General features: G+C 38.6%; 10 protein-coding genes. 9 read left to right on the forward strand and 1 reads right to left on the reverse strand.

Going from position 1 to position 11,905, the window contains the following annotated elements; all coding sequences use genetic code 11:
• Nucleotides 1-376: 376 nt before the first annotated feature.
• Nucleotides 377-2,071: an Rqc2 family fibronectin-binding protein gene (locus tag AC1RNS_RS06540; protein WP_492991525.1), complete on the reverse strand. Its 1,695-nt coding sequence runs from the start codon at nt 2,069-2,071 to the stop codon at nt 377-379.
• Between the two features lie 269 nt (nt 2,072-2,340).
• Between AC1RNS_RS06540 and AC1RNS_RS06545 the strand changes: the two genes are divergently transcribed.
• The 9 genes from AC1RNS_RS06545 to rlmN all read left to right on the forward strand — a co-directional run bounded on the left by AC1RNS_RS06545 (nt 2,341) and on the right by rlmN (nt 11,901).
• Complete coding sequence (locus AC1RNS_RS06545; RefSeq protein WP_492991526.1) at nt 2,341-3,216, forward strand: YicC/YloC family endoribonuclease; 876 nt, start codon at nt 2,341-2,343, stop codon at nt 3,214-3,216.
• Nucleotides 3,217-3,258: 42 nt separating this feature from the next.
• Nucleotides 3,259-3,876, forward strand: coding sequence for a guanylate kinase (gene gmk / locus AC1RNS_RS06550; RefSeq protein WP_492991527.1), 618 nt, complete (start codon nt 3,259-3,261; stop codon nt 3,874-3,876).
• Nucleotides 3,877-3,880: 4 nt separating this feature from the next.
• Nucleotides 3,881-4,108, forward strand: coding sequence for a DNA-directed RNA polymerase subunit omega (gene rpoZ / locus AC1RNS_RS06555; protein ID WP_004227380.1), 228 nt, complete (start codon nt 3,881-3,883; stop codon nt 4,106-4,108).
• 130 nt (nt 4,109-4,238) lie between these two features.
• On the forward strand, nt 4,239-5,249 hold the full coding sequence (gene coaBC, locus AC1RNS_RS06560; RefSeq protein WP_492991528.1) for a bifunctional phosphopantothenoylcysteine decarboxylase/phosphopantothenate--cysteine ligase CoaBC: 1,011 nt from the start codon (nt 4,239-4,241) through the stop codon (nt 5,247-5,249).
• A complete protein-coding gene (gene priA, locus AC1RNS_RS06565) occupies nt 5,246-7,663 on the forward strand; it encodes a primosomal protein N' (protein ID WP_492991529.1) in 2,418 nt (805 codons plus the stop codon). Before coaBC ends, priA begins: the two co-directional genes overlap by 4 nt.
• A gap of 300 nt (nt 7,664-7,963) precedes the next feature.
• Nucleotides 7,964-8,458 carry a peptide deformylase gene (gene def / locus AC1RNS_RS06570; RefSeq protein WP_492991530.1) on the forward strand — a complete coding sequence of 165 codons (495 nt, stop codon included), beginning with the start codon at nt 7,964-7,966 and terminating at the stop codon, nt 8,456-8,458.
• Between the two features lies 1 nt (nt 8,459).
• Nucleotides 8,460-9,401, forward strand: coding sequence for a methionyl-tRNA formyltransferase (gene fmt / locus AC1RNS_RS06575; RefSeq protein ID WP_492991531.1), 942 nt, complete (start codon nt 8,460-8,462; stop codon nt 9,399-9,401).
• Nucleotides 9,398-10,759, forward strand: coding sequence for a 16S rRNA (cytosine(967)-C(5))-methyltransferase RsmB (rsmB, locus tag AC1RNS_RS06580; protein ID WP_492991532.1), 1,362 nt, complete (start codon nt 9,398-9,400; stop codon nt 10,757-10,759). The genes fmt and rsmB overlap by 4 nt, the downstream gene beginning before the upstream one ends.
• Complete coding sequence (rlmN, locus tag AC1RNS_RS06585) at nt 10,759-11,901, forward strand: dual-specificity RNA methyltransferase RlmN (protein ID WP_492991533.1); 1,143 nt, start codon at nt 10,759-10,761, stop codon at nt 11,899-11,901. The genes rsmB and rlmN overlap by 1 nt, the downstream gene beginning before the upstream one ends.
• Nucleotides 11,902-11,905: the final 4 nt, after the last annotated feature.

An 11,905-nucleotide genomic window follows, 5' to 3' on the forward strand; every position in this document is an offset into this window, starting at 1 on the left:
GGTGGAAGTCAATAACACGTTATATAAACAGTACAGATTATTCATAAGTTTTTTAAACGCTATTATAATAAGGAACATTTGCTGTGAAAAAAGAGTAGGAGAAAGAAAAATTTAATACAGCTATAGTAAGGATTGCGTGGTGATTAAAATAAAGAAGGAATACGATACTTCACATATCCTACTCCCTCTTTACTTTGTATAGAAAAACAAACTGGTCAAGGTAATTTTGTGTAGAAAATTTGCAATACTATGGATGAGTTCTGCACATAAAACTTTAGTTTCGTCATAGTAAATAGATTCTCTAATAAGTTTCCTTTGACGTATTTCATTAAAAAGATCATCTTGATTCCTAAAAGCATTTTTTTGAACATCAAGTTTATGATTGTTTTTTTAACTGTAAAATAACAGTTTCATCTGGATCAATGAATAAAGTTTTTTGTTCAAAATAAATAACAAATCCGGGTTTAGCTCCATTTGGTTTTTTTACCTGACGGATTTCTGTGTAATCTACTGGAACAGAAGAGGAGTCCCTTGCTTTTGAAAAATAGGCAGCCAGTGTTGCCGCTTCACGTAGAGTAGTTTCGTCTGGTTCACTCATATGAATCACTACATGTGAACCTGGAATATCTTTTGTATGGAGCCAAATATCTGTGCGTTTAGCTATTTTAAATGTCAGCATATCGTTTTGTTTATTATTTTTCCCTACAGATATCGCTACACCTGTTGAAGATACATACCGTTCTGGTTCAGGCTTAGCATGTTTTTTCTTTTTTCGAGCATGACGTAATTTTAAATAGCCTTGTTCTGCTAACTCTTCACGGATTTCTTCAATATCACTTGGCGCTGCTTGTTGAACCTGCTGTGCGAGCATTTCAAAATACGAAATCTCGTCCTTCGTTTTTTCTAACTGTTCCTGAACCATAATAAGTGCATTTTTAGCCTTTGTGTATTTTGTATAGTAGCTTTGTGCATTTTCAATTGGAGTCTTACGTTCACTGACTGGTATAGTGATTTCCTCTCCAGTTTCACTATAGTAGTTCGTGACAGTGACTTCCTTTACACCCTTTTCGAATGCATACATATTTGCCATTAGCAGTTCACCATATAATTGAAACTGGTCAAGCCTTGAGGCATGCTCATAGTCTTTATTAAGCTTTTTAATTTTTAATGTCAGCTTATCAATTTCATTTTGCAGCCATCTCTCTAAATCACCAGCCTGTTGTTTAACACGATCTCTCTCAGCACGTGCAAAAAATACACGATCAAGTAGCTCATGCACATTTGAATAGTTGGTAACAATTCCTTGTAAATGTGTTAAAGCGATTGGGGAGAAGTAAGTTTTATTATTTGCTATTACATACATTGGCTGTGTTCCACCATGTTGGAAGGAAGCAATAAAATTTTGAAAGCAATCAACCATATCTTTTGTATCCTTTAATCGGAACAGTAATTCCTCAGCATGTAACGGAGAGAAGCCCATAAATTGAGAAACAATATCTTTAGTAGATTTTGTTTCAGAGAAAAAGCTTGTTAACTGTTCAGCCGTTACGGTAAGTGGGTGCCATTTATTTTGAGCTGGAGGAGCAATATAAGGCTGACCGGGTAGCACTGTGCGGAAACTATTCACAGAAGGTGGCAAATGCTTTAAGCTATCGACTATTTTTCCCTGCTCCTTATCGATTAATAATAGATTACTATGACGCCCCATAATTTCAGCGTGGAGCTCCCTTATGATAGGGTCGCCAATTTCATTTTTACTTTCAATTTCTACTATTATAATGCGATCAAAATTATGCTGTTTAATAGAAGAAATAAAACCACCATCTAAGTGCTTTCGTAATAGCATACAAAACATTGGTGGTTCTGCAGGATTTTCAATGGATTGCTCTGTAAGATGAACACGCGCATAAGAAGGATGAATTGAAAAAAGTAATTTATGATTACTTCCATTCGCACGAATGTGAAGTACAACCTCCTGTGCATTCGGTTGATGTATCTTAGTAATCCGACCTGTTACCAATTGTTGTAGGTCTGCTGTCATTGAGTAAGTAAATAAGCCATCAAATGCCATATGATTTCCTCTTTCCAACGATATAAATCTGCTTGGTACTTTCGTATTTGTTGTAGTTTCATAATGCATCGGTGTCTTATGTTTCATTTAGGTAGCACAAATGCACTATTCTAATGTTTATCATAGCATTTTTTGGGTGAATATTAAAATATAGCTTCAGATGTGGTAGAATTAGCTTTTGCTCTATTGATTTTTTTAAGGTGAGACGTCATAAATGGCAGAGCTTATGTTATAATAATCCCAGTATGCAAAGAAAGGTGTGACGAACCTTGGTGCGTAGTATGACTGGTTTTGGCAGAGGTGTCACAACAACAAGGGACTTTCAATTAACTGTAGAAATGCGCTCGGTCAACCATCGTTTTTTAGAAATTCATGCAAAATTTCCGAAAGAATGGCTTGAAGCAGAAATTTTTGCAAAGAAATTAATTTCACAAGCTTTGTCACGCGGCAAAATTGATGTGATGGTTTATGTGAAGGATTTAGAAAATGTTGAGCAATCTATTGAAATTAATTGGTCATTAATTGAAGCGTATCGTAAGGCAAAAGAGGAATTAGCAAAAAAAGTACCGCTAGAAGAAAAATGGACGATGCAGGAGTTGCTCTCACTTGAACAAGCACTTGTCCAGGAAAAACCACAGCTTACACCTGAGGATTTACTAAGTGCTGTGGAAATGGCGGTTACGCAAGCAATTGAGCAATTGCTTCAAATGCGTGAGCGTGAGGGGCAAGAGCTGCAGGATGTTGTCGTACAATATAAGGAGCAGTTAACGGAACAGGTGAACGAGATTCGTTCATTCTCCTCACTAGCTGTAGAAAAATATCGTACACGATTATTGGAACGGATTGCTGAAATAGCAGATGGCGAGTTGTTCGAGGATCGCTTACTTGCAGAAGTAGCGATATTTGCAGAACGGGTGGACATTACCGAAGAATTGGACCGCTTAGATAGTCACTTTATTCAACTGGATGAAACGTTATTAGAAACGATTTCAATCGGGCGTAAATTAGACTTTTTAATGCAGGAGATTCATCGTGAAATTAATACGATTGGCTCCAAAAATCAATCTACAGAGGCCGCCGTAGCAGTAGTTCAAGCGAAGACAATTTTAGAAAAGATGCGTGAGCAGGTTCAAAATATTGAATAGCCAATTGCATCTGTTATAAATTAAGGGAGATATAGAGAATAAATGATAAAAGAACGTGGATTATTAATTGTTCTATCTGGCCCATCTGGTGTAGGTAAAGGGACAGTGCGAAAAGAATTATTTTCTCAGCCGAATACGAATTATGAGTATTCCATCTCAATGACAACACGAAATCCTCGCGAAGGTGAAGTAGATGGTGTAGACTATTTTTTCAAGACACGTGAAGAATTTGAAGTGCTAATTGAACAGGGTGGCTTGTTGGAGCACGCTGAATTTGTAGGGAATTACTATGGTACGCCATTAACCTATGTGAATGAAACACTTGATGCAGGACGTGATGTGTTTTTAGAGATTGAAGTGCAGGGTGCAGCGCAAATTCGGAAAAAGGCACCAGATGCATTATTTATTTTCTTAGCACCACCTAGCTTAACGGAATTAAAGGATCGTTTAGTTGGGAGAGGAACGGAAACAGCAGAGGTTATTGCTAAGCGTATTGCAACTGCAAGTGAAGAGCTTGAAATGATGAGCCTATATGATTATGTAGTTGAAAATGATGAAGTGACGAATGCTTGTGATCGTATAAATGCGATTATAAAAGCCGAGCATTGTCGTAGAGAACGGGTAGAAAAAAGATATTTGTCAATGTTGAGAGGAGAATAAACCCATGTTATACCCATCAGTAGATGCATTAAAAAAAGAAATCGATTCAAAGTATTCTTTAGTTAGTCTAGCATCAAAACGTGCTCGTCAAATGCAGGAAGAACAAGATACTGAACGCTTACACAAGTATGTTTCTCATAAATATGTAGGAAAAGCACTTGAAGAAGTAGCGGCAGGTGTACTTACAAAGGTATCACAGGATGAGTCAACTGTGTACGAAGACGAAATCTAACATTGATGTAAAATAGCTATTGCCCAATTAATGTTAAAGTCTTGCAGTGGATTTTTGATTATACAGAATGCCGAAAGCTCCCGAGGAATGATCCTTTGGGAGCTTATCATTTGAAAGGACGATATTATGCATGAATAAAAATATTTTACTTTGTGTTTCAGGTGGTATAGCGGTTTATAAGGCAGTTGCTCTTGTTAGCAAGCTTTCGCAGGCAGGAGCGAATGTAAAAGTCATTATGACAGAATCCGCAAGACAATTTGTAAATCCATTGAGTTTTCAAGTGATGTCCAAAAATGATGTCTTTTTCGATACATTTGATGAAAAGGATTCTAGCGTTATTGCCCATATTGATTTAGCGGATTGGGCAGATTTAGTGTTAGTTGCACCTGCTACAGCCAATATTATAGGAAAATTGGCAAATGGCATTGCTGATGATATGGTAACGACAACCTTGCTAGCCACTACTGCACCTGTTTGGATAGCACCTGCTATGAATGTGCATATGTACGACCATCCAGCTGTTATACGGAATTTGGCGCAGCTTGCATCAGATGGTTATCAATTTATTGAGCCTTCAGAAGGATTTTTAGCATGTGGTTATATCGGTAAGGGACGTTTAGAGGAGCCAGAAAAAATTACAGCGATTGTCCAAGAGTATTTTTCAGAAACAGCAAAGAAGCTCGCTGGAAAAACTGTAGTTATTACAGTAGGGGCAATCTATATGCCAGTGGACGAACAACATGTGATCAGTACGTATGCAAACGGAAGAATTGGTAAGGCGTTAGCACGAGAGGCAAAGGTACTTGGAGCAACAACCATCCTTTTTGATGAAAACGATGCGAACGTGCATAAACTTTTGGCAAAACTTGAGGACTATAAAAAACAATATCCTCAGGCTATTTTCATCCATGCAGCTAATATGCCTGCAATTGAAGATGCTCCAACATTATCGATTCAAGGAACAGCAGCAGTAACCTTTGGACAAAGGGTTATAGGTGAACCGATGTTAACCATTACATCTGATAAATGGATTGATTTTAGTGACAAAGCAGAAATAAATGGACAACCTTTTGATACATCGAATGCTGAGCTATTTGCGAAAGCTTTATGGGCATTTATTATTAAAGGTGAGGAGCAATGAGTTATATAATTGCAGAGGTTATAGTGGATGTCTCAACATATCATGTGGATCGTCCATTTGATTATCAAGTGCCTGCAGAGTGGTCAAATGTTATTGAAATGGGTTGTCGTGTAAAAGTACCATTTGGACCAAGAAATGTACTAGGTTTTGTAGTGGGATTAAAAAACGAAACAGAAGTACCCCTAAATAAAATTAAGGCAATTACACAAATATTAGATATAGAGCCTGTGCTAACAGAAGAAATGCTATTAATGGCAAAGTGGTTAAAAAACGAAACAATTTGCTATGAAATTGATGCCTTACAGGTCATGCTCCCGTCTGCACTGCGAGCGAAGTATGAAAAAATCATCATCATGCAGGAAGGACAGGCTGTTGCTATACCGAAAGAAGTGCAGGATATTTTTGGTAAGAGACAAAAGGCTAATTTCAAGGAATTTGAGCGTGCTGGTCTACTGCCTTTATTAAAACAGCTTATCACTGATGATATTGTTAGACTTGAAAATATTGTGAAACAGCAGGGACATGTAAAAGAAATCCGTATGGTCAAAATTTCTGACAATCTAGAAGACCTAGAGAAAGCCATAGAAGGTGCAGCAAGAGCAGCCAAACAGCGCTTTTTGATTGAGTGGATGAGGAGGCATATGGGGGAAATCCTGACGCCGCAGCAAATCTATGAGGAAACAGCTGTGACCTCCTCAGTATTACAGGCAGTTATTGACAAAGGAGCTGCTCAATTTATCCAAGAAGAAGTGTATCGTGATCCTTTTACGAAGGAGGTTTCACGCACTTCATCCTTACAATTGACAGAGGAACAGGACGTTGCATTAAAGGCAATTACTGCATCAATGGAGGAACGAGCTGGGAAAACTTTTTTACTGCATGGTGTAACTGGAAGTGGTAAAACGGAAATTTACTTACAAGCTATCCAAAAGGTTTTAGATGATGGTAAGGAAGCGATTATGCTGGTGCCTGAAATTTCATTAACACCTCAAATGACGGAACGTTTTCGTAGTCGCTTTGGTGAGCTGGTTGCTGTCATGCATAGCGGGCTATCTGTTGGAGAGAAGTATGATGAATGGCGTAAAATTCAGCAGGGAAAGGTGAGCGTTGTTGTAGGAGCTCGTTCAGCTATTTTTGCGCCATTTACAAATATTGGTCTAATCATTTTAGATGAAGAGCATGAATCGACGTATAAGCAAGAAGATTCTCCACGATATCATGCAAGAGACGTAGCCATTTGGCGAAGTGAGTTTCACAAATGCCCTGTTATTTTAGGGAGTGCAACGCCTGCATTGGAATCATTTGCTAGAGCCAAAAAGGATGTATATACCTTGCTTACATTAAAGCAGCGTGCCTTGCATCAAGCGTTACCAACTGTTTTTATTGCTGATATGCGAGAGGAGCTTCAAAAAGGAAATCGTTCTATGTTTTCTGAGCAACTTGTTGAGGCAATACGTACGAGACTTGAGAAGCAAGAGCAGATGGTGTTGTTTTTAAATCGCCGTGGTTATTCCTCATTTGTGCTTTGTCGTGATTGTGGTACGGTTGTGCAATGTCCGAACTGTGACATTTCACTAACATATCATCGCACGTCTGAGAAATTAAAATGTCATTATTGCGGATATGAGGAGCGTGTTCCACAAATTTGTCCGCAATGTCAAAGTGAGCATATTCGCTACTTTGGCACAGGTACACAAAAAGTGGAGGAAGAAATTTATAAGCTATTTCCTGAGGCAAGAGTGCTTCGAATGGATGTGGACACAACAAAGCAAAAAGGCGCGCATGAACAAATTTTACAGGCATTTGGAGAAGAACAGGCAGATATTTTGCTTGGCACGCAAATGATTGCAAAAGGGCTTGATTTTCCTAATATTACGCTAGTGGGTGTTCTAAGTGCTGATACATCATTACATCTCCCAGATTACCGTGCGGCAGAGCGTACATTTCAGTTATTAACACAGGTAAGCGGCAGGGCTGGAAGACATAATAAGCATGGAGAGGTTATTATACAAACGTATACTCCAGAGCATTATGCCATTGAGTTGGCACAAATACAGGACTACGAGCCATTTTATGAACGAGAAATGTTTTTACGTCGTCGTTCAAGCTATCCACCTTATTTTTTTGTTGCACTTGTTCAAATCTCTCATGAAGATGTTATGATGGCAGCGGAGTATGCTGGACGTGTAGCAGAATGGCTGCGAGGAAATTTATCTAATCAAGTTGCTATTATTGGTCCAACAACAGCAAGTATTAGTCGTCTTCAAAATAGATATCGCTATCAATGTTTGATAAAATATAAAATTGAACCAAATCTGATTGCTGTCTTACAGCGCCTTTTGGCAATGTATCGAGCCGAATGGATAAAACAGGGGATATTAATGACAGTAGATTTAGATCCTTCTACAATCTAACTATTTATCTTCATTCAGCAGAAGACTCCCACCTCTACAGGTGGTGAGATGAATGCGGTTTTGTTTCCTTTTCAGTGGGTGTCCAAACACCTACTGAATGAAGATAAAGCCTCTGGCGGATGTCACGGAATCGTAAAGGGTTTCTTTGTGCAAGCACAAAGCCGATTCCGGACGCAATTATGCCGAGGCATAATTGATTAGAAATGATGAAAGAATTATTGAACGGTTGTTTAGCTAATATTGACATACAGAGTAGACAAGGCATAGAAGCCTGAAATAGTAGAAATGAGGAAACAGAAAATGGCTATAAAAAAAGTTGTAGAACATCCAGCAAAGGTATTATCTACGCCATGCACAGAAGTTACAGAAATAAATGAAGACATAATTACATTGCTAGATGATTTATATGACACAATGGTTGAATATGATGGGGTTGGTATTGCAGCTCCTCAAATAAATGTTGGCTTACGAGTTGCCATTGTTGAGCTTGGTGAGGAACGAGATATTTTAGAAATGATTAATCCAACTGTTATTGAGACAGACGGAGCGGAAATAGATATTGAAGGCTGCTTAAGCTTTCCGGGGTTATACGGTGAGGTTGAGCGCCCTGACTATGTGAAAATCGAAGCATGTGATCGTGAAGGACGCGTTTATGAACTCGAAGCTGGAGGCTTTGATGCACGGGCTATTTTACATGAAATTGATCATTTAGATGGCGTATTATTCAATTCAAAAATCAAACGCATTGTCACAGAGGAAGAACTTGAGGCAATGTACGCAGAAGAGGAGGAGTAATATGACGTCAATAATTTTTATGGGTACACCTGATTTCTCCGCACCCATTTTACGTATGCTGCACCATGAAGGCTATGATATCAAAGCAGTTGTTACACAGCCTGATCGTCCAGTTGGTCGTAAGCGTGTACTTACGCCACCACCTGTAAAGGCTGCTGCTATTGAATTAGGCTTACCCGTTATACAGCCAGAAAAGCTACGAGGCTCTGAGGAATTACAGCAAATCCTTGATTTACAGCCAGACCTAGTTATAACAGCAGCATTTGGGCAAATATTACCGAAAGCATTACTAGATGCACCACCGCTTGGATGTATTAACGTTCATGCATCACTTTTACCAAAATATCGTGGCGGTGCACCGATTCATCAAGCGGTTATTGATGGTGAAAAAGTTACAGGTGTAACAATCATGTATATGGCTGAAAAGCTTGATGCAGGCGATATTATATCTCAGAAGGCTATCCCAATCGAAGAGGACGACCATACAGGTGGTCTATTTGATAAGCTGAGTGTAGTAGGTAGGGAATTATTAAAAGATACACTTCCTTCTATTATAAATAGAACAAATAGTCGAACGGTACAGGATGAGGAACAAGTAACCTTTGCAAGTAATATTTCACGTGAACAAGAGCGTATCGATTGGACAAAGGATGCTGCAACTTTATACAATCAAGTGCGAGGTCTCCATCCATGGCCAGTAGCCTATACAACATTTGAAGATGGAAACTTTAAAATTTGGTGGGCAAAGGTCGGCAATACAAAGCATAATACTATTCCTGGTACAGTCGTTACCATTTCAAAGGATTATTTTGAAGTTGCGGCTGGAAATGGCACAACACTTGCACTATATGATGTTCAACCGGCTGGTAAAAAACGTATGATAGCTGAAGAATACTTACGTGGTACAGGTTCTAAATTACAGATTGGGGACCAGTTTAAATGAGTAAAAAAAGCGTAGTAATTTGGGATGGAAATGTGCGTGATGCCGCACTTTCTATTCTTATAGCAGTAGATAAAAATCAAGCCTATAGTAATTTACTCTTAAGTGAAACGATAAAGCGACATAAAATTGAAGCGAAAGATCGAGCTCTTCTAACAGAAATTACGTATGGCACCCTACAATATAAAATGACACTTGATTATTATTTAGAGCCATTTATTCGTGGCAATGTAGATCATTGGGTGCGCTGGCTTTTACGATTATCTCTCTATCAGATACATTATTTAACACGTATTCCGCCACATGCAGCAGTAAATGAGGCTGTAGAAATAGCCAAGCGACGAGGTCACCAAGGTATAGCCTCAATGGTTAATGGAATTTTACGTTCTGTTTTACGTCAAGGAGTAGCCTCTACAGATCAAATTACAAATCCAATTGAGCGTCTTTCCATTGAAACTAGTCATCCAGAGTGGTTAGTGCAACGCTTTGTGGATAACTATGGTATAGAAGTAGCAACTGAGATGTTACGAGAAAATAATGTACCACCTGTGCAGACTGTCCGTGTTAATACGACAAAGGTAAATATCGAGGAAGCGATTGCCAGCTTAGAGGCAGAAGGCTTAACAGCTAAAAAAAGCGATATCATGCCAGAATGCTTACATGTAACAAATGGTCAGCCTGCTCGAACAAAAGCATTCCAAGAAGGGCTGATTACGATTCAGGATGAAAGCTCAATGATTCCAGCAAATGTCTTACATCCATCCCCTGGTATGCGAGTTTTAGATATGTGTGCCGCACCTGGTGGGAAAACAACACATTTAGCAGAGATTATGAACAATGAGGGTTCGATTTTAGCAACCGATCTTCACCCACATAAATTAGATTTAATCGACCATAATACAGATCGTCTGGGAATTGATATAGTAGAAACTGCACCGATTGATGGCCGTAAAGCACCAGATTTTCTACAGCCAGAATCATTTGATGCTATTTTAGTCGATGCACCTTGTAGTGGTCTAGGTGTCATGCGTCGTAAACCAGATATAAAATATACAAAGCGTGAAGAAGATTTAGAAAACCTTCAAAAAATACAATTGGCATTGCTCGATGCTGCAACAAAAGTATTGAAAATGGAAGGGAAGCTTGTGTACAGTACTTGTACAGTCGATAAAAAAGAAAATGAGGGTACTGTAAATGCCTTTTTAACAGCTCATCCTGAAATGGAAGCGATACAACTAGAATCTTTACCAACAAAATTAGCGGAAAAGCAAGCAAATGGCATGCTTCAAGTCTTTCCACAAGACTTTGGCAGTGACGGTTTCTTCGTTGCCGCCTTTCGTAAAAAAGGAGGATCCAACTAATGGTGGATCAAGAGAAATTTAATGAACGAATCAACGATTTAGTTGATGAAGCGGAAGAAAAGCCTGTTCGACGCACAAAAAAAGATAAGCCTAATTTAAAGGAATCTGTCTATTCTTTACAACCGAAGCAGTTAGAAGAGTGGTTAAAGGAAAGTGGTGAAAAACCATTTCGTGCAGCACAAATCTTTGATTGGCTTTACAATAAGCGTGTAAAGACATTTGCTGAAATGTCTAACCTTTCAAAGGGATTACGAGAAAAGCTTGAAGCAAGTTTCGCTTTAACGACATTGTCAACCATTGTTCAGCAAGAATCCAAAGATGGTACGATTAAATTTTTATTTCAATTACAGGACGGCTATTCTATTGAAACAGTATTAATGCGTCATGATTACGGTAACTCTGTTTGTGTGACAACACAGGTTGGATGCCGAATTGGCTGTACGTTCTGTGCCTCTACTTTAGGTGGTTTAAAGCGTCATTTATTAGCAGGAGAAATTGTGGAGCAAGTTGTCAAAGTTCAGCAGACATTAGATGAAATGGGAGAACGTGTCTCACATATCGTTATTATGGGAATTGGAGAGCCTTTCGATAATTATGATGCGATGATGAACTTCTTAAAAGTCATAAACCATGAAAAAGGATTAAATATCGGAGCGCGTCATATTACTGTTTCAACTTCAGGTATTGTACCAAAAATTTATCAATTTGCGGATGAACAGCTTCAAATTAACTTTGCTGTATCTCTGCATGCACCGAATCAAGAGGCACGCCAAAAATTAATGCCAATCGCACGTGCTTATAAATTGGATGAATTGATGGAAGCTGTTCGATACTATACACAAAAAACTGGAAGACGTGTAAGTTTTGAGTATGGATTAATGTCAGGTGAAAATGATTCAGTAGAAATTGCAGAAGAATTATCTGCGTTAATAAAAGGAATTAAGTGCCATGTGAACTTAATTCCAGTAAACTACGTACCAGAACGTGATTATGTGCGTACATCTCGTAGTCAAATTTTTGCTTTTGAAAAAACATTAAAGAAAAATGGTATTAACGTAACAATCCGCCGTGAGCAAGGCTCTGATATTGCTGCTGCGTGTGGTCAATTACGTGCACAAGAGAGATCTGAAGAGACGAGGTGACCAG

The sequence above is a fragment of the Lysinibacillus sp. GW821-FHT14F06 genome (assembly GCF_058803665.1).

Coding starts and splice junctions, on each gene's coding strand:
- AC1RNS_RS06540 (WP_492991525.1), bottom strand. CDS start 2,071: ATGGCATTTGATGGCTTATTTACTTACTCAATGACAGCAGACCTACAA.
- gmk (WP_492991527.1), top strand. CDS start 3,259: ATGATAAAAGAACGTGGATTATTAATTGTTCTATCTGGCCCATCTGGT.
- rpoZ (WP_004227380.1), top strand. CDS start 3,881: ATGTTATACCCATCAGTAGATGCATTAAAAAAAGAAATCGATTCAAAG.
- coaBC (WP_492991528.1), top strand. CDS start 4,239: ATGAATAAAAATATTTTACTTTGTGTTTCAGGTGGTATAGCGGTTTAT.
- priA (WP_492991529.1), top strand. CDS start 5,246: ATGAGTTATATAATTGCAGAGGTTATAGTGGATGTCTCAACATATCAT.
- def (WP_492991530.1), top strand. CDS start 7,964: ATGGCTATAAAAAAAGTTGTAGAACATCCAGCAAAGGTATTATCTACG.
- fmt (WP_492991531.1), top strand. CDS start 8,460: ATGACGTCAATAATTTTTATGGGTACACCTGATTTCTCCGCACCCATT.
- rsmB (WP_492991532.1), top strand. CDS start 9,398: ATGAGTAAAAAAAGCGTAGTAATTTGGGATGGAAATGTGCGTGATGCC.
- rlmN (WP_492991533.1), top strand. CDS start 10,759: ATGGTGGATCAAGAGAAATTTAATGAACGAATCAACGATTTAGTTGAT.